The organism is Streptomyces sp. B1I3 (assembly GCF_030816615.1).
Classification (GTDB): Bacteria; Actinomycetota; Actinomycetes; order Streptomycetales; family Streptomycetaceae; genus Streptomyces.
Genome location: NZ_JAUSYD010000001.1, coordinates 7,079,500 through 7,097,216, shown reverse-complemented (window position 1 = coordinate 7,097,216; position 17,717 = coordinate 7,079,500). Strand labels below are relative to the sequence as shown.

Annotated in this window: 14 protein-coding genes; 8 read left to right on the top strand and 6 right to left on the bottom strand. The window is 72.4% G+C overall.

Features of this window, described 5'->3' with window-relative positions:
• Positions 1 to 109 precede the first annotated feature (109 nt).
• Together QFZ58_RS32285 and QFZ58_RS32280 are read left to right on the top strand one after the other, a co-directional pair.
• Positions 110 to 805 carry a hemerythrin domain-containing protein gene (locus QFZ58_RS32285; protein WP_307128407.1) on the top strand — a complete coding sequence of 232 codons (696 nt, stop codon included), beginning with the start codon at positions 110 to 112 and terminating at the stop codon, positions 803 to 805.
• Between the two features lie 492 nt (positions 806 to 1,297).
• The gene (locus QFZ58_RS32280) at positions 1,298 to 2,710 is read left to right on the top strand and encodes an MFS transporter (protein WP_307128406.1); all 1,413 of its coding nucleotides are present in this window, start codon (positions 1,298 to 1,300) and stop codon (positions 2,708 to 2,710) included.
• Positions 2,711 to 2,785: 75 nt separating this feature from the next.
• Here QFZ58_RS32280 and QFZ58_RS32275 read toward each other — a convergent pair whose 3' ends face one another.
• From QFZ58_RS32275 to QFZ58_RS32260, 4 genes are all read right to left on the bottom strand, one after another.
• Positions 2,786 to 3,265 carry an NUDIX domain-containing protein gene (locus QFZ58_RS32275; protein ID WP_307128405.1) on the bottom strand — a complete coding sequence of 160 codons (480 nt, stop codon included), beginning with the start codon at positions 3,263 to 3,265 and terminating at the stop codon, positions 2,786 to 2,788.
• Positions 3,266 to 3,274: 9 nt separating this feature from the next.
• Positions 3,275 to 4,897, bottom strand: a complete 1,623-nt coding sequence (gene lnt, locus QFZ58_RS32270) for an apolipoprotein N-acyltransferase (RefSeq protein WP_307128404.1) — start codon at positions 4,895 to 4,897, stop codon at positions 3,275 to 3,277.
• A gap of 173 nt (positions 4,898 to 5,070) precedes the next feature.
• The gene (locus QFZ58_RS32265) at positions 5,071 to 5,646 is read right to left on the bottom strand and encodes a hypothetical protein (protein ID WP_307128403.1); all 576 of its coding nucleotides are present in this window, start codon (positions 5,644 to 5,646) and stop codon (positions 5,071 to 5,073) included.
• A gap of 70 nt (positions 5,647 to 5,716) precedes the next feature.
• Positions 5,717 to 6,502: a glutamate racemase gene (locus tag QFZ58_RS32260; protein ID WP_307128402.1), complete on the bottom strand. Its 786-nt coding sequence runs from the start codon at positions 6,500 to 6,502 to the stop codon at positions 5,717 to 5,719.
• Positions 6,503 to 6,560: 58 nt separating this feature from the next.
• Here QFZ58_RS32260 and QFZ58_RS32255 point away from each other — a divergent pair, with 58 nt between their 5' ends.
• Complete coding sequence (locus tag QFZ58_RS32255; RefSeq protein ID WP_307128401.1) at positions 6,561 to 7,742, top strand: glycosyltransferase; 1,182 nt, start codon at positions 6,561 to 6,563, stop codon at positions 7,740 to 7,742.
• A 36-nt stretch (positions 7,743 to 7,778) separates the two neighbouring features.
• Here the strand turns inward: QFZ58_RS32255 and QFZ58_RS32250 are convergent, their stop codons facing one another.
• Entirely contained in the window at positions 7,779 to 9,086 is a 1,308-nt protein-coding gene (locus QFZ58_RS32250) for a TerD family protein (RefSeq protein WP_307128400.1), read from the bottom strand.
• A gap of 257 nt (positions 9,087 to 9,343) precedes the next feature.
• Here QFZ58_RS32250 and QFZ58_RS32245 point away from each other — a divergent pair, with 257 nt between their 5' ends.
• From QFZ58_RS32245 to QFZ58_RS32230, 4 genes are all read left to right on the top strand, one after another.
• Positions 9,344 to 9,835, top strand: coding sequence for a DUF6643 family protein (locus QFZ58_RS32245; protein WP_307128399.1), 492 nt, complete (start codon positions 9,344 to 9,346; stop codon positions 9,833 to 9,835).
• Between the two features lie 46 nt (positions 9,836 to 9,881).
• Positions 9,882 to 10,706, top strand: coding sequence for an MOSC domain-containing protein (locus QFZ58_RS32240; protein WP_307128398.1), 825 nt, complete (start codon positions 9,882 to 9,884; stop codon positions 10,704 to 10,706).
• 204 nt (positions 10,707 to 10,910) lie between these two features.
• A complete protein-coding gene (locus tag QFZ58_RS32235; RefSeq protein WP_307128397.1) occupies positions 10,911 to 11,528 on the top strand; it encodes a hypothetical protein in 618 nt (205 codons plus the stop codon).
• A gap of 225 nt (positions 11,529 to 11,753) precedes the next feature.
• On the top strand, positions 11,754 to 14,195 hold the full coding sequence (locus tag QFZ58_RS32230; protein WP_307128396.1) for a right-handed parallel beta-helix repeat-containing protein: 2,442 nt from the start codon (positions 11,754 to 11,756) through the stop codon (positions 14,193 to 14,195).
• On the opposite strand, the gene QFZ58_RS32225 is transcribed toward QFZ58_RS32230, so the two are convergent.
• Complete coding sequence (locus QFZ58_RS32225) at positions 14,165 to 16,513, bottom strand: hypothetical protein (RefSeq protein ID WP_373428686.1); 2,349 nt, start codon at positions 16,511 to 16,513, stop codon at positions 14,165 to 14,167. The genes QFZ58_RS32230 and QFZ58_RS32225 overlap by 31 nt on opposite strands.
• Before the next feature lie 329 nt (positions 16,514 to 16,842).
• Here QFZ58_RS32225 and QFZ58_RS32220 point away from each other — a divergent pair, with 329 nt between their 5' ends.
• Complete coding sequence (locus QFZ58_RS32220; protein WP_307128394.1) at positions 16,843 to 17,673, top strand: DeoR/GlpR family DNA-binding transcription regulator; 831 nt, start codon at positions 16,843 to 16,845, stop codon at positions 17,671 to 17,673.
• Positions 17,674 to 17,717 lie beyond the last annotated feature (44 nt).

The following is a 17,717-nucleotide window of genomic DNA, read 5'->3' as shown; positions in this document are numbered from 1 at the left end:
TGAAGCCACGCCCGGCAGCCGCCCCTCCGAGCAGGCCGGGGATCCGATCCCGACCGAGGAATCCGATGACGAACAGGCAGAAGCGTCGGCAAAGGTAGAAAATCGACATATGGCTGCGGAAGAGAGCGGAACGATCTCCATATCCGATCAAAGCGTTCGGCAACTAGGAGGCGGCGGCAGTGTCCTGGTGCGGCAGCGGCGCGACCACGCCGAGCTCGATCGCCTGATGAAGCTCCACGAGTCCGGCGAGGGAGCGCCGGACCAGCGGCAGAGGCGGCTCGAAGCCATCGTTCGGCTCACGTTCAGCCATGCCTTCGCCGAAGAGGTCGTGCTCTGGCCTGTGCTCCGTCGCCTGTCGCCTGACGGCCATGAGCTCACTTCCCGTGTGGAGAAGGAGCATCAGGAGATCAACGATCTGATCGCAGAGATGGAGCGCATGGGGCCTGGGGACCCGAAGCACGAGGAGACGGTGAGGCGGGCCTTTTCTCTGATCCGCCAGGACGTCCGGGACGAGGAGGACCTGCTGCTGCCGCGCCTGCAGCAGTCCCTGACCATCCGGCGTCTGCGCCGCCTGGGGGCGGCGTGGGAAAGCGTGCGCCGGACAGCCCCCACCCACCCGCACCCAGCCGTGCCCCGTCGGCCTCCCGGCAACGCCGTCCTCGGCGTCCCTCTCAGCGCCTTCGACCGTGCCCGCGATCTCATGCCCGGCGACACACGGGCGCCGCAGGCACGAAAGGCCGCAGCGCTCGGCGCAGTGCTGGCCGGCGCATGCCTGCTCATCATCTGGATACGGCGCATGGCCTGAGCCCCTTGCGGAGGCCGTACGGCGAGGACACCTCCCCCAGCGACAACGCATAGGCGGCGCCGGCTGCCCGGCTTCTGCAGCGGGGAAACCAACACCACCGTCGCCTTCGCGGGCTCCCCCGACCGCGCGCGCCCGCGTCGCGCGAACGTGCCGCTGAAGGAACACAGAGGCGTGCCGCTGAGAGGACTCAGAGGGCACCTCGCGCCGTCACGTCAGTTCGCTGGACCGGGCAACGGGCAACGGGCAAGCGGAAAGTACCGGATGACGAACTGAACGTTCCCCGACGCCATCTCTGCCCCGCACCACTCGGCGGACAGACCCTTCCCGGCCCTCCAGGCGCGGCATGATCGCCCCCGGACCACCTCCTCGTAGCGCCCGCCCGCACACCTGTCACCCGAACTATGGTGTCCCACCACATACGCCCCTGACCTGCCCCTTCCTACGGTATGGCGACACAGCAACGTCCCCGCCAACTGTCCGGAAGTGGTATCCATGGCCGCCCCCGCAACCGCTCCCCCACCCCCGTCCAACCTCCGCCGCATCGTCGCCGCGAGCCTCGTCGGGACCACCGTGGAGTGGTACGACTTCTTCCTCTACGGATCGGCTGCAGCGCTGGTCTTCAACAAGCTGTTCTTCCCCGACTCCGACCCGCTCGTCGGAACCCTTCTCTCCTTCCTCACCTATGCGGTCGGCTTCGCGGCGCGCCCCCTAGGGGCCCTGGTCTTCGGTCATTACGGCGACCGGCTCGGGCGCAAGAAGCTGCTGGTGCTGAGCCTGTTGATGATGGGTGGTGCCACGTTCGCCATCGGGCTCCTGCCGACGCACGCCACCGTCGGAGCCGCCGCCCCCGTCCTGCTCACCGTCCTGCGGCTCATCCAGGGTTTCGCCCTCGGGGGCGAATGGGGCGGAGCCGTCCTGCTGGTGTCGGAGCACGGGGACGCCCGGCGGCGCGGGTTCTGGGCGTCGTGGCCTCAGACAGGGGCCCCTGCCGGGCAGTTGCTGGCGACCGGGGTGCTGTCCGCGCTCACCGCGCTCATGTCCGAGTCCACCTTCGAGGCGTGGGGCTGGCGCATCCCCTTCCTCCTCTCCGGTGTACTGGTGGTCCTCGGTCTGTGGATTCGTCTCTCTGTCGACGAATCACCTGTGTTCAAGGCGGCGCTGGCCCAGGCCCAGGAGCGCAAGGCCGCCTCCGAACCCGACGAGAAAATGCCGCTGGTGGCCGTCCTGCGTCATCACTGGCGGGACGTGCTCATCGCCATGGGCGCGCGGATGGCCGAGAACATCAGCTACTACGTGATCACCGCGTTCATCCTCGTGTACGCGACGACATCGGCGGATCTGAGCAAGCAGACGGCGCTCAACGCCGTACTCATCGCCTCCGCCGTGCACTTCGCCGTGATCCCGCTGTGGGGTGCGCTGTCCGACCGGGTGGGGCGAAGGCCGGTGTATCTGGTCGGGGCGGTCGGCGTGGGTCTGTGGATGTTCCCGTTCTTCGCGCTGATCGACAGCCGGAGCTTCGGCAGCCTGCTGCTCGCCGTCACCGTGGGGCTGATCTTCCACGGCGCCATGTACGCCCCGCAGGCAGCGTTCTTCGCGGAGATGTTCGCGACGCGGATGCGCTACTCGGGGGCGTCGATCGGCGCGCAGTTCTCGTCGGTAGCGGCGGGGGCGCCCGCCCCGCTCATCGCCACCGCACTGCTCGCCGACTTCGGCAGTTCGACACCGATCTCGCTGTACGTGATAGCCGCCGCCCTGATCACCGTCGTGGCGATCGTCTGCGCCAAGGAGACCAGGCACCGGGACCTCTCGGATCTCGGGACGGCCGCCGGTCCCCAGGCCGGCACCGAAGGGCCGGAGGGCGCCGGGGACCGGGCCACGCTGCCTTCGGACGCCCGCACGGTCTGAGGGACCGTCCACGCGCACGGGCCTGACTCCGCCCACGGGCGGAGCCAGGCCCGCCCCACGCTCAGCGGACCCCGCTCAGGCGCGCGGTGTCGGCTCGAACCAGGTGGGCCCGTCGTTGAGGGACTGCTTGATCCGGAACAGCGAGAACTCACTGAGCGGCGGAAGGGCGTCCACGGAGAACCACGCCACTTCCAGCGACTCGTCGTCGTTCACCCTTGCCTCTCCGCCGGTCGCCCGGCAGCGGAAGGTGACGTCGAGGTACTGGCACCGGTCCCCGTTGGCGTACTGCACCGGCTTCAGGGCCTGGGTGAGCACGACCCGCTCGGCGACGCAGCGCACGGCCGTCTCCTCGTACACCTCACGCTCCGCCGTCGCCGCCGGCTCCTCCCCCGGCTCGGAGATGCCTCCGATGACCGACCACTTCCCGGTGTCGGACCGTCGGCCGAGCAGCACGCGCCCCTCGTCGTCGAACACGATCGCGGTGACGCCCGGCAGCAGGAGCAACTGGTGACCCGCGGTCGCGCGGATGGCTCGGATGAAGTCGGGAGTAGACATGCGACGAGCCTACGTGGCCGCCGGGACGTCCCCCGGCCCCGTCCTCCGGTCCTTCCTGGTGCGTACGGACCGGATGGTCACCCAGCCGAGCCCGGCGACGGCGACCAGCGCGAGGAGGCCTTCGGGCAGGGCTCCCAGCCGGGTGGCGGGCGTGAGCGAGGAGCGCAGCGGCACCTCGTCGACCAGGGCGTCCGGGGTGAACATCGCGGTCTTACGCACGATCGTGCCGTCCGGCCGGATGACGGCGCTGACCCCGCTGGTGACGGGTACGACGACGGAGCGGCCGTGCTCGACCGCCCGTACCTGGGACATCGCCAGCTGCTGGTAGGTCATCTCGCTGCGCCCGAAGGTCGCGTTGTTGCTCGGGACGGCGATCAGCCGGCCACCGTGCTCGACGGTGTCCCGTACGGCGTCGTCGAACGCGGCCTCGTAGCAGGTGACGAACCCGACCTCGGTGCCCGCCAGGTCGAACACGCCGACCTTGCTCCCGGACCCGAAGTCCCGCTGCACCCGGTCGACGTCCTTGCTGAAGAGGCGTACGAACGACCGCATCGGCATGTACTCGCCGAACGGCTGGATGTGCCGCTTGTCGTACGTGTCGACGGGGCCGCTCTCCGGGTCCCACTGGATCAGGGTGTTACGGAGATCCCCCGTGTCGGGTGTCAGGACGGCGCCGATGACGGTGGGGACGCCGATGGCCCGCACGGCCTTGTCGATCACCTCCCGGGCGTCGGGGTTGCGGTACGGGTCGAGGTCGGAGGAGTTCTCCGGCCACAGGACGAAGTCGGGCTGGGGCGCCTTGCCCGCCCGGACGTCCCGTGCGAGCTGCTCCGTACGGGCGGCGTGGTTGTCCAGGACCGCGCGGCGCTGGGAGTTGAAGTCGAGCCCCAGGCGCGGCACGTTGCCCTGGATCGCGGCCACGGTGGCGGTGCCCTCCTCGGCCGAGTCGTCGACGAGCGGGAGGGAGGCGAGTGCCGCCACGACGGGGGCCGCGACGGTGACGACCGCCGCCACCACAGCGGTGCGGGCGACGGTGCCGGTCGCGCGGTACGCACGGACCTGGCGCACGACCGCCAGGAGCCCGAAGCCGCACAGCACCACGGCGAAGGACAGCAGTGGCGTGCCGCCGAGCGCGGCGATCGGCAGGAACACACTGTCGGCCTGTCCGAAGGCGATCTTGCCCCAGGGGAAGCCGCCGAACGGGACGCGGGCGCGGACCGCCTCGTCCAGGGTCCAGACGGCAGCGGCCCACACGGGCCAGTACGCGAGGCGGGAGACCGCGGCTATGCCCACGCAGCCCACGGCGATGAACAGGGCCTCGGCGAAGGCGAGCGCGAGCCACGGGACCGGGCCGACCTCCTCGCCCGTCCAGTGGAGCAGCGGGAGCATGAAACCGAGGCCCGCCAGGAGGCCGAGGCCCAGCGCGGCCCGCAGTCTGCGGGCGGACAGGACCCAGCCCAGGAGTGCGAAGCCGGGCAGGACCAGCCACCACAGAGGCCGGGGCGGGAAGCTCGCGTAGAGCAGTGCGCCGGAGAGCACGGCTGCGGCCGGCCGGACGAGCCGCTGCCACGGCTTACGGCCGCGGGGCGCGGGGGCGGACGGCGGCTCGACGGTGGTGATGGTGGCGCTCACCTGCCGGAGTCTACGGTGGCCGGCTGTGCGGGTGGCAGCCACTCCGGTCGCCGGGCCGGCCGGGGGAGGCCGGGGCGTGCCAGGCGTCCCCGGCACGCGGGTGGCGGGGCGGTCGGTGCCCGGGGCGGCTGTACGAAAACGCTCGTGCGTGGCCGCCGCCGGGTGGCCGCCGTTCAGGTGCTCGAGGGGCCCGCGGACTTCCTGGTCGGGGCCGGCAGGTGAAGCCGGTCGCGGATGAACCGCACGGCCGCCTCGGCGTCGTCCACCGTGACGGTGAAGGTCCGGCCGTCCCCCAGTCTCAGGACAAGGGCTTCGCCCCGGCGTACGACCACCGCGGTGCCCTGCTCGGGGCGCCAGCGGTAGCCCCAGCCACCCCATTGGCGCGGAGTGACCTGGGGAGCGAAGTCCGCGCCCACGACATGGGTGAGCAGGATCCGCCGCCGGGGCAGCCCGATGTGGCCGCAGCGCACCTCGAGGGCGTCACCGTCGACCTTGACCGCCACGTGGACGAAGGCGAGGGTGCCGAACAGGATCAGCAGACCGGCGGCGAGACAGCCGATGACGGACATGAGCAGCGGGGCGATCCCGTTGGTCCACGCCGAATCGACGGCGAGTTCGATACCGAGCGCCAGGCATCCCGCTCCCGCGGCCGCGAGCAGCCACTGGAAACGGTTGGTGGCCCGGCCCGTCCAGACCATGGTCGGGGCCTGGCTCGAACCGTGCCGCGCGTTGCCGGGGTGGTCCGTCATGCCCAGCAGCGTACCCACGTTCCGTGTCTCCGGGAGGGGCGCCGGGGACACACCGGAGCGGCCGGGCGGGTCAGAGCGCCGGGCTGACGGCCTTGAGGAGGAGGCCCTCGGCATAGGCCAGAGCGGCTTCCGGCAGGCCGGTGGGCCGTCCGCCGTGGAGGACCGCGAGGGTGCCGAGCGGTTGGGCCGACGGAGCGGGTGCGATACCGATGCGGCGCAGCGCCTGTGCGGCGACCGCCTCGGCGGAGCCGTACAGGACGGCCGGCGGGCGGCCGGGCCGGCGTACGGCGGTACGGATGCGCTCGGCAACCAGTTCGTAGTGGGTGCAGCCGAGGACGATGTGCGTCACCTCGGGCGGGGTGAGGGCGGCCGCGGCGGCGACGGCACGGTCGATCGCCGCCCCGTCGGCGTGCTCCACGGCGTCGGCGAGCCCGGGGCAGGGCACCTCGGTCACGCCCACGGAGCCGGCGAATTCGCGGATCAGTCCGCGCTGGTAGGGGCTCCCGGTGGTGGCCGGGGTGGCCCAGATGGCGACGGGGCCGCCGCCGGCAGCGGCCGGCTTGATCGCCGGCACCGTGCCGATGACCGGCAGACCCGGCTCCAGCTCGGCCCGCAGGGCAGGCAGGGCGTGGACGGACGCGGTGTTGCACGCGACGATCAGGGCTTCCGGGCCGTGGTCCGCGGCGGCACGCGCGACGGCGAGGGCGCGGCGGGTCACGTCCTCGGGCGCACGCGGTCCCCAGGGCATCGATCCCGGATCGGACGACAGCACCAGATCGGCGTCGGGCCGCAGACGGCGCACCGCAGCCGCGGCCGCGAGGAGGCCGATTCCCGAATCCATGAGTGCGATCTTCACCCGGTCACCATAGTCGACTGCCCTCGCGGCCCCGCCGGAGTGGGGCAGACTTCGGCGAATGAGCGCCGTTGCCTGGATCGCCGTCGGTTCGCTGGTCGTGTGGGTGTGGCTGCTGCTGGGGCAGGGGTTCTTCTGGCGGACCGACCAGCGGCTGCCGGACCGCGCCGACCCGGGGCGCTGGCCCTCGGTGGCAGTGATCGTGCCCGCGCGGGACGAGGCCGGGGTGCTGCCGGCCAGCCTTCCTTCACTGCTCGCCCAGGACTATCCGGGGGACGCGGAGATCATCCTGGTCGACGACTGCAGCGCCGACGGCACCGGGGACCTCGCCCGCGCGATGTCCGTACGGCACGGAGGACTGCCGCTGACGGTGGTGACGCCGGGTGAGCCGGAGCCGGGCTGGACGGGCAAGCTCTGGGCCCTGCGGCACGGGATCGCGCTGGCCCGGCGGCGGAAGCCCGAGTTCCTCCTGCTGACGGACGCCGACATCGCCCACGAACCGGACAGTCTGCGGGAGCTCGTGGCCGCGGCCGGGCCCACGGGCGAGAAGGGCTTCGACCTGGTGTCGCAGATGGCCCGGCTCAGGGTGACGAGCACCTGGGAGCGGCTGGTCGTGCCGGCCTTCGTCTACTTCTTCGGGCAGCTCTACCCCTTCCGCCGGGTGAACCGCGAGAAGTCCCGGACGGTGGCGGCGGCGGGCGGCTGCGTACTGCTGCGGGCCGGGGCCGCAGAGCGGGCCGGGATCCCCGACTCCATCCGCCAGGCGGTGATCGACGACGTGTCGCTGGCGCGCGCGGTGCGGCGCAGCGGCGGGCGGATCTGGCTGGGACTCGCGGATCGGGTGGACAGCGTCCGGCCGTACCCCGGGCTGGGAGACCTGTGGCGGATGGTTTCGCGCAGTGCGTACGCGCAGCTGCGGCACAGCCCGGCGCTGCTGCTGGGGACCGTCCTGGGGCTGGGGCTCGTCTACGTCGCACCGCCCGTCACCCTCGTCACCGGGCTGCTGGCGGGCGACGCGTCGGCGGCATGGGCGGGCGGCGCGGCGTGGGCGGTGATGGCGGGGACGTACATGCCGATGCTCGGGTACTACCGGCAGTCGCTGTGGCTGGCGCCGCTGCTGCCGTTCACCGCCGTGCTCTACCTGCTGATGACGGTGGACTCCGCCGTCCAGCACCACAGGGGCCGCGGCGCGGCCTGGAAGGGGCGTACGTACCCTCGTCCGGAGGCCGCACCGGAGTCCTGAGACCGGCCGGAACCCTCTGCCCGGCCGGAGGGCGGTTCACTTGCGGCCGGGGGTCCAGTCCATGCCCCAGCCGTAGGCGGCGTCGATGGTCCGCTGCGGGCTCACTCCGCGCTGGGGGACGAGATAGCGGGCCTCGCGCTGAACGGTGAGGTCGTGGCCGTCGTTGGTGATCAGTGCGAGCGCGCATACGGTGGAGGGCACCGTGCATTCGTCGAGGGAGAAGTCGATCGCCGCACCGTTCTGCGGCTGAAGCGTCACGGTGGCGTGCAGATCGGCGAAACTCCGGGCGCCTTCGTAGATGGTCACGAAGATCAGAACACGGCGCAGCCGGTCCTTGTGGTCCAGGTCGACGGTGAGGTTCTCGCCCGTGGAGAGGGCGCCGGTGCGGTCGTCCCCGTCGAGGTGGATATAGGGCGGCCGGCCGAGAGAGCCGAAGGCGTTTCCCAGAGCCTGCACAACTCCCTTGCTTCCGTCCGTGAGTTCGTACAGCGCGCAGAGATCGAGATCGAGGTCGGCGTGCATGGCGGCCGCCCGCCCGAGTTTCGCGCCCCAGCCCTTGAACTGTTTGCGCACTTCCCAGTTGAGATTGACGCGCAGCGCTCCTGACGTACCGCCCTGTTTCGTCAACGAGACGGAAGGGGTTTCCTTCGTGAGAGTGATCTTGGTGAGCCTTACCGGCGGCGCGGCGAGGGGCGCCACCGGGGGTGCGGGCTGCTGGGCGGGAGCGGCCTGGGGTCCGGTGGGAGGTGCCGGTGCCGGCCGCGGCGGCCGCGTCCGCCCGGCGGGCGGCTGCGGTGCCTGCTGCTGCGGTTCGTCGACGGAGATACCGAAGTCCGTCGCGAGGCCTTCCAGCCCGGTGTCGTACCCCTGCCCCACGGCCCGGAACTTCCAGGCGCCCTGGCGCAGGTAGAGCTCCCCGAGGATGAACGCGGTCTCGACCGTGGCGTCCGCGCTCTCGAAGCGGGCGAGCTCCGATCCGTCCGCCGCGTCCACGACCCGTACGTACAGACCGGCCACCTGGCCGAAGGTGCCGCCGTCCGCCGAGGCCGCGACGACGATGCGGTCGATGGCGGATTCCATGCGGGAGAAGTCGACCGCGAGGGCGTCCGTCACGCTGTCCGCCGTGGTCCGCTTCCCTTCGTGGCGCACAGCACCGGACGCGTGGGCCGGCTGGTTGTAAAAGACGAAGTCCGCGTCGCTGCGCACCTTTCCCGACACGAGGAGGAGCGCGGAGGCATCCACGTCCGGCGCCCCCGGAGTGGTGCGCCAGCCCAATTCGACCCGCACGGCCGGAGCCGGCACCGCGACATTGGTTCCCTTTTGCATGGTCATGCTCGCCCCCATCTCGAGTCCGGCCGGCCGGAGAGTTTCCCGCCAACCTAATCCCCGCTCCGCCGGGAAGCCCACAGTCCTGACGGGACAGCTGTCGGCGATCCGCCGGTAACCCCCTGTGAACTCGGTCTTTACACGATCACAGGGGCGTTCGGTGCCCCTTTTTGCCAAGTTCGCTCGCATTGGGGAACGAGGTTCGCACACAACACGTGAAACAACCCTCTTATCGGGCTCCCCAACCAGCACATCGTGGGCTTAACTTATGTGTCATGACCTCCCCCCGCTCCACCTACGGCAGCGGCTACTACGCCGCGCCGTCGTTCCCCGACACCCCGATCTACGACTCCCTGGTCGCCGAGCGGGGTACCCCTCAGATCGCACCGATCCGGGTCCCGGCCGCCTACGACACCGGCAACAGCTACCTGCCGGCCCTGCAGTCGGCGCTCCCGGCGCTGCCCGCCGCCCCGTCCCAGCCCACCGGGTCCTACGGCTACCCGCAGCAGATGGCGCAGCAGCCGCAGTACCAGAACGCGGGAATGCAGCAGGCACCGATGATGCAGCCCGCACAGCTGCAGCACGCGCCGGCGCCGTACATCCCCCAGCAGCCGGCCGCGCCCCGCGGCTACCAGCCGCAGCCCCAGCAGCAGCAGCGGCCCGGCACGGGGTACGAGGCGATGCGTCCGGCCGCGCCGAGGCCCACGCCCGCGCAGTCGCCGTACGAGGACCCGTACAACCGCCCGTACCAGGGCCGGGGGTACTGAGCCGACGCGAGAGCTCGTCGTGAGCGGTGGCTGACAGTATGGACGCATGAACTCCCCCGTACTCAGGGACGTCCGCGTCCATCCGGTCAAAGCGCTGGCCGCGTACCCGGTCGAGGAGGCCGCCGTCGAGCCATGGGGACTCGGCGGCGACCGTCGCTGGATGCTGATCGACAGCGAGGCCAGGGCCGTCACACAGCGTCAGGAGCCGCGACTGGCACGGCTGTCCGCCCAGCCCCTGCCGGGCGGCGGGGTGACCCTGTCCGCGCCCGGAAGCACACCGCTGACCGTGGAGGTGCCCGATCCGGTCCGCACCCTGGTCGCGGATCTCTTCAGGCGCGAGGTCGAGGTCGTGGAGGCCGCCGAGACCGCCCACGCCTGGTTCGGTGCCCGCCTCGGGGCGGAGGTCCGGCTCGTCCATCTCGACGCGCCGTCGCACCGCAGGCACATCGACCCGGTGTTCGCCCGCCCCGGCGAGACCGTCTCCTTCGCCGACGGTTTCCCCCTGCTCCTCACCACGTGCGCCTCGCTGGACGCCCTCAACTCGCTGATCGAGCAGGGCGGGCACCCGGACGAGGGCCCGCTGCCGATGAACCGCTTCCGGCCGAACGTGGTCGTGGACGGCACGGCGCCCTGGGCCGAGGACGCATGGCGGCGGATAGCGATCGGGGAGGTCGTCTTCCGTGTGGTGAAGCCGTCCGGCCGCTGCGTCGTCACCACGACCGACCAGCGGACGGCGGAGCGGGGCAAGGAGCCGTTGCACACGCTCGCCCGCCACCGGCGGTCCGGGAAGCACCTGCTGTTCGGGCAGAACCTGATCCCTGACGGCCCGGGCGTGATCCGGGTGGGGGACCCGGTGCGGGTCCTGGCCTGACCGCCCCGGTTCTGGACGCCGCTGCCCGAGGACCCCGGTCCCGTATGCCCGGATCCCGGGGTCCCGAGGGCCGGGGAACTCATGGGCCGTGGACGCGCGTTGGGACGCGTAGGGGGCATCGGCGGCGTGAGGTTGCTCTCTCTTTGCCGCTCCCGCGCGTATACCGGTGCCGTATCGGGCTATGACGGACACGGAAGGGGGTGCATGACGGTGCGAGCGCTTCTGGGAATCCGGCGTTGGCGGCACAATCCCCTGTGCCGGCCCACCGACCGTCACGAGGCAGGGGCGGCGCTGGCCGCCCTCCTCCTGATGCTGCTGGCGGCCCCGGCGCTCGGGTGGCTGTGCGGATCACTCACCGACGACGCCCTCCACAAGGTGGCACGCGCGCAGCGCGCGCATCGGCACGTCACCGAGGCCGTCGTGGTGCGGGAGCCCTCGGGGGCGTCGCGCTTCGCCCAGGACCCCGAGTCCGCGGTCGCGGGAGACACCACGCGCACCTCCGTGGTGGCGGCCTGGAAGGCTCCCGACGGCTCCGCCCGCCAGGGCAGGGTGTCGACGGCCTCCCCGGCCACCGCTCCCGGCGACCGGATACGCGTCTGGACCGACGACCGGGGCAGCCCCGCGCTGCGCCCCATGGACACCTCCACCGCCCGGACCCACGCGGTGCTGGCGGGCATCGGTGCGACGCTGCTCGCAGCAGGTCTGGTGGAAACCGCCCGCAGGCTGGCCGTATGGCGCATGATGCAACAGCGGTACGTCCGACTCGACAGGGCCTGGGCCGCAGCGGGACCCGACTGGGGCAGGACGGGCACGGGCAACTGACACCTCCGTGCGCACCGGCCGTTCCCCGGCGTCCTCACGGGCCGTCCGGGGCCGGGGCGGGGACACAGCCGCCCCGTCAACCCGTGCCCGTCACGCGCGCTACGGTGGACCGGCCCGCCCGACTCCTCGGCAGGCGGACCCGGAACCGCCCGGTACACGGCGGCGCCGGCATGCGGGCGGGCACGAGGCAGCGCACACGGCACGAGGCGGGGGCACAGCAGCACCATGGCACAGGGCACGGTCCAGGTGACGCACACCGGCACATCGCGATGGCGGCGCCGCACGGGCGAATACGCCTCCCTCGCCGCAGCTCTGGAGGCCGCAGCGGACGGTGACGTCCTCACCGTCGCCCCCGGCACCTACCGGGAGAACCTCGTCGTCCATCGCGCGGTGACCCTGCGCGGCCCCGAGGGCTCCGTCGGTTCGGTCCGGATCGCGCCGGTCGACGGCGTCCCCCTCACCGTCCGGGCCTCCGCCGTCATCCAGGACCTCCACGTGGAGGGTCAGGACTCCGCCGCCCCCGCCCTCCTCGTCGAGGGGGGCGCGCCCGAGCTGTCGGATCTGCGCATCGTGACGCGGTCGGCCGTGGGCCTGGAGGTGCGGGGCGCGTCCAGGCCCACCGTGCGCCGCTGCACCGTCGACAATCCGGCCGGGGTGGGCATCGCCGTACTCGACGGCGCCGGAGGTGTGTTCGAGGAGTGCGAGATCGTCTCGGCCGGGCAGTCGGGCGTCTCGGTGCGCGACGGCGCACACCCGAGGCTGGATCGCTGCCGCGTCCACCATGCGTCGGGGGCGGGCCTCAGCGTGACCGGCGAGGGCAGCGGCCTGGAGGCCGTCGGCTGCGAGATCTACGAGATCAAGGGCAGCGGGGTGCAGGTGACCGCCCGCGGTGCCGCGCACCTCACCGAGTGCACCGTGCACCGCACGTCCGCGGACGGGGTCACGCTGGACACCGACGCGGTCCTCACCCTCGCCGACTGCGACATCCACGACATCCCGGAGAACGCGATCGATCTGCGCTCGCGTTCCGTCCTCACCCTGACCCGGTCCACGGTCCGCAGGTTCGGCCGCAACGGGCTCTCGATCTGGGACCCGGGCACCCGTGTCGATGCCAACCAGTGCGAGATCCACGACAGTACGGGCGACTACCCGGCGGTCTGGGTCAGCGACGGCGCCACGGTGATACTCGATTCCTGCCGCGTCCACGACGTCCCCGACGCCCTCTTCGTCCTCGACCGGGGTTCGCGCGCCGACGTCGTGGACAGCGATCTCTTCCAGATCCGCAACACCGCGGTCTCCGTGAGCGACGGGGCCACCGCCCAGCTCGACGACTGCCGGATCCGTGAGGCGTCCACCGGAGCGTGGTTCCGCGACCACGGAAGCGGCGGCACGCTGAACAACTGCACCATCGACGCGGCACAGACAGGCGTCATCGTCACCAAGGGCGCCGACCCGACGATCGAGCGGTGCACGGTCACCTCACCCGCCGAGGCCGGCTTCTACGTCTCGGCCGAGGGGCGTGGGACCTTCCACAGCTGCCGTGTCACGGGGAGCGAGGGCTACGGCTTCCATGTGATGGACGGATGCCGTTCCACCCTCACCCGCTGCCGTACCGAGCGGTGTGCCCGCGGTGGTTACGAGTTCGCCGACGGCACCTCCCTGCACGGCGAAGGACGCCCCGGTGGCCCCGTGGTGGAGGAGTGCACCAGCGACGAGAGCGGGCTCCGCACCGCCCCTCCGGCCCCGGCGGTCCTGACGGCGACGCAGGCGACACCCGGCCTTCTCGGCGCGATGCCGGAGCAGCGGGCCGCCGCCCCGGCCCCTGCCCCCGTGCCCGCGCCTCCGGCCGAGCCGGTCCGTGACTCGAACGCCGTCCTCGGCGAGCTGGACGCACTGGTCGGCCTGGAGAGCGTGAAACGCGAAGTGCGGGCCCTCACCGACATGATCGAGGTGGGCCGCCGCCGGCGGCTGGCAGGCCTGAAGGCGGCGTCGGTGCGCCGGCATCTGGTCTTCACCGGCTCCCCCGGCACGGGAAAGACGACGGTGGCCCGGCTGTACGGGGAGATCCTGGCCTCGCTCGGTGTGCTGGAGCGCGGCCATCTCGTCGAGGTGTCCCGGGTGGACCTGGTCGGTGAGCACATCGGTTCCACCGCCATCCGCACCCAGGAGGCGTTCGAACGGGCCCGCGGCGGGGTGCTGTTCGTCGACGAGGCGTACGCGCTGTCACCGGAGGACTCCGGCCGCGACTTCGGCCGGGAGGCCATCGACACGCTGGTCAAGCTCATGGAGGACCACCGCGAAGCGGTCGTGGTGATCGTGGCCGGGTACACACACGAGATGGAGCGTTTCCTCACCGTCAACCCCGGGGTGGCCTCCCGCTTCTCGCGCACGATCACGTTCAGCGACTACCTGCCCGAGGAACTGCTGCGGATCGTCGAGCAGCAGTCCGAGGAGCACGAGTACAGCCTGGCGGACGGGACCGGGGAAGCGCTGCTCGCGTACTTCACGGCGCTTCCCAAGGGTCCCGCCTTCGGCAACGGCCGAACGGCCCGGCAGACCTTCGAGTCGATGGTCGAGCGGCACGCGGGCCGGGTCGCCCAGCTCCCGGAGCCGAGTACGGACGACCTCACCATGCTCTATCCGGAGGATCTCCCCGTACTCCCCTGAGGCCCCCCGTCGGCCTCCTGGCCTCCCTCACCGGCCCGTTCGGTGCCGGTGCCCGGGCCGGGGTGCAGGGAGCCGGCGCCCGCCTGCTGCGGCAGTACGGGCGGACCGAGGCGTTCCAGGAGTGCCGCTCGCGCCACGGCGAAGACGGGGTCGGCCTGGTAGTCCGAGTGTCCCAGGACCGGCGCGGGAAGCGGGTGTTCCGCGGTGCGGCCGTAGACCAGCGGGTCCTTGAGCGGGCCCAGGTCCACCTCGGGTCCCTGGCCCTCGTCGATCCGGACCGGGCCGCCTATCGGGTCCGTCGCACGCCACAGGTTGCGCCAGCAGTGCACGGAGCGGTGCAATCCGTCCAGGGGGCCGGGGCCGAAGTAGGCCGGGAACCAGCGCCCGTACAGCCGCTCGATCGGCGAGCCGTAGGTGAGCAGCGCGACCCGGCTGCGCGCCGCGTCGGGCAACTGCCAGACGGCGGCGGCGGCGAGCACACTGCCCTGCGAGTGGCCCGAGATGACGAGCCTGCCGCGGGTACGGGCCGTCCAGGCGCACATCCGGGACGAGAGGTCGGGGACGGCACGCTCGGCGTAGCAGGGTGGCGCGAAGGGGTGTGCGGCGCGCGGCCAGAACGTCCCCACGTCCCAGAGGATGCCGATGGTGCGCCGGGCGGACACGTCGCGGTAGGCCCTGCGCCCCCAGGTGACGAACAGTACGAAGCCGAAGCCGATCATCCACGATCCGGTCGCCTGGGCCGCGTCGGCGAGGGATTCGGCCAGAGGGCCCGCCCCGTCCATCGCCAGGCCCGGGACCTCGTCGCTGAGCCATGCGCCGGCCGCGGCTCCGGCACCGAGCAGCAGGGTGGCGCCGGAGAGCAGACCCACGATCCGGGGCGCGGAGTCGGTGAGTGCGGCCGTGGCCCGGGTGCGCGCGATGTGGCGGGTGCGGCCGTGGTCGGGGCGTGATTCCTCGTACTCCGCCTCGATCCGTGGCCCCATCCGGCGGGCGCGCCGCGCGGTGCGGACCGCGAGCCAGGTGACGGGGACGAGCAGGAGCAGCAGCAGGACGGGGATGACGGACGCCTGCCAGCTGAGGAGTACGGGCGGGCCCGGTATGGCGGAACCGCTGCCCATGCCGGGGGTGCCGGGGCCGTCGAGCCAGTCCGCCACGCGCTGGGCGACCCCGCCGGTCATCACTCCGCCGAGGGCGCAGGCGAGCATCGCCACGGCGGGGCCGCCGAGACCGTGGAGGATGGTGCGCGGCTCGGGGGCGCTGCGGTACAGGGTCAGCGCCACCACGGCGAGTACGACGACGAGGACGCCCTGGCCCAGCGCGAGGAGTCCGAAGGCCGCCTCTCCGGGCAGGCTGCCCGAGGAGACCCAACCGGGACGCGACCAGGCGGCGTACACCGCGGTGACGACCAGCAGGGCCAGCGCGGCGGCGGGCAGGAACGTGGTGGCGGTGCGGTCGAGCCGGTTGTCCAGGCGCCGCTCGCTGCGTCCACGGCGGCACACCACCGCGACGACGACGAGTCCGCACACGACCAGGGCCGCCAGGAACAGTCCGCCGGCCACCGTGGGTACGGGCCCGTCGGCGGCTCGGTCGTACCGGGCGGCGGCGCCCCCGACGGCGGCCGCGATCGTCAGGAACCCCGCAGCGGTGTGCGCGGCGCGCAGTCGGGCCACGAGCCGCCGGCCGTACCAGAATCCGGGCCGGCCGAGGGCGGGGCGGACGACGGGGGCGCCGGACGGGGCGGGGTGCGGCGCCGGGTCCTCCTCGGACTCGTCCCAGCTCAGCGGGCGCTGCGACTCGTAGGCGCTCCAGGTGCGGTTGGAGAGGTACCACAGCAGCCCCACCAACGCGGAGGGCACGAGTGAGGCGAGCGCGAGCCGGCGTCCGGGCTGGGACCACCAGCCGTCCTGCTGGGCGGACAGGAAGCCCAGCCAGGAGCGCCGGCCGGAGCACCGGGCCACACCCGCGCACTGCCAGGCCACCAGGTCCAGGGCCACCTCGCAGACCGCGGCGGTCAGCAGCACGGTGAGGCTGAGGGCGGCGAGCCGTACGACCGTCCCGTACAGCCGGACCGCCGCGGTGTGCCCCTGGGCGGTGGGCCGCATCCAGTGGGCGAGGTTGACGACCATGAAGGGGAGCAGCAGGAGCCACAGGGCGCGGGAGCCGTTGCCGGAGGTGAGGTTGGACCAGCAGTAGGCCTCGGCGACGGGCCCGTCCCGGTGGCGGTCCGGCTGCTGCTCGGCCTCGATGTCCTCGGTGCGCCGGTGGATGGCGGCCGTGGCGTCACCGCTGACCCTGGTCGTACGGCAGTCGCCGAGCATCTCCTGCGGGGTGGTTCCGCCGACACCGTGCACGAGGAGTTCCAGTGCGGCCCCGGTGCTCTGCGGGGGCTGGGTGACAGGAGGCAATTGAGGTGTCTCGCTCTCTGGTCCGTCCGGCTTCGCGGCCTGGGGGAACGGCGGGACCGGTCGGTGCCGGGCCGGGCTCCGGGCTGATGCTCAGTCACCACTGTCGCGGACGCGGGGCCCCCGGCGCACCGCTCTCACCGAATCTCCCCAGTGGCACCGCCGGCGGAAGTGCGTGCGAGGATGAGACCGTCCTGCAGGCCGCTGCCGGACCGTGCGGACAGAGGGAAGGGCCGGGGCCGGCGTTGAGCGAGAACCAGAACCTGCTCGCTGAGCAGCGGCGTGCCCTCATCCTCGACGACGTGCGCAAGCGCGGCGGGGTCCGGGTCAACGAGTTGACCCGCAAGCTGAACGTCTCCGACATGACCATCCGCCGGGACCTGGACGCGCTGGCCCGCCAGGGGGTCATCGAGAAGGTGCACGGCGGCGCCGTCCCGGTCGTCGAGGCGAGCACGCACGAGCCGGGTTTCGAGGCGAAGTCCACGCTGGAGCTCAGCGCCAAGGAGGAGATCGCCCAGGCTGCGGCCGCGATGGCCGTGCCCGGCAGTGCGATCGCGTTGTCCGGCGGCACGACCACGTTCGCGCTGGCCCGTCACCTCCTGGACGTACCGGGGCTGACGGTGGTGACGAACTCGGTCCGGGTCGCCGACGTCTTCCACGACGCGCAGCGTCCGACGGCGGCCGGTGGCACGCGGTCGGGGGCGGCGACGGTGGTGCTGACCGGCGGGGTCCGTACGCCGTCGGACTCGCTCGTCGGCCCGGTCGCGGACCGCGCGATCGGTTCCCTCCATTTCGACGTGCTGTTCATCGGGGTGCACGGGATCTCGGTCGAGGCCGGACTCTCGACCCCGAACCTCGCGGAGGCCGAGACGAACCGCCGCCTGGTGCGCGCCGCACGGCGGGTCGTGGTGGTCGCCGACCACACCAAGTGGGGCACGGTCGGGCTGAGTTCGTTCGCCTCGCTCGACGAGGTGGACACGTTCGTCACGGACGCGGGCCTGCCGGCCGGTCCGCGCCAGGAGATCGAGGAGCACCTGCCCGGCCTGGTCGTGGCGGGCGGCGCCGCGGACGAATAGCCCGGCCGGGCGTTCCGCTCCCCGGCCGACAGGCGCCGGACGTC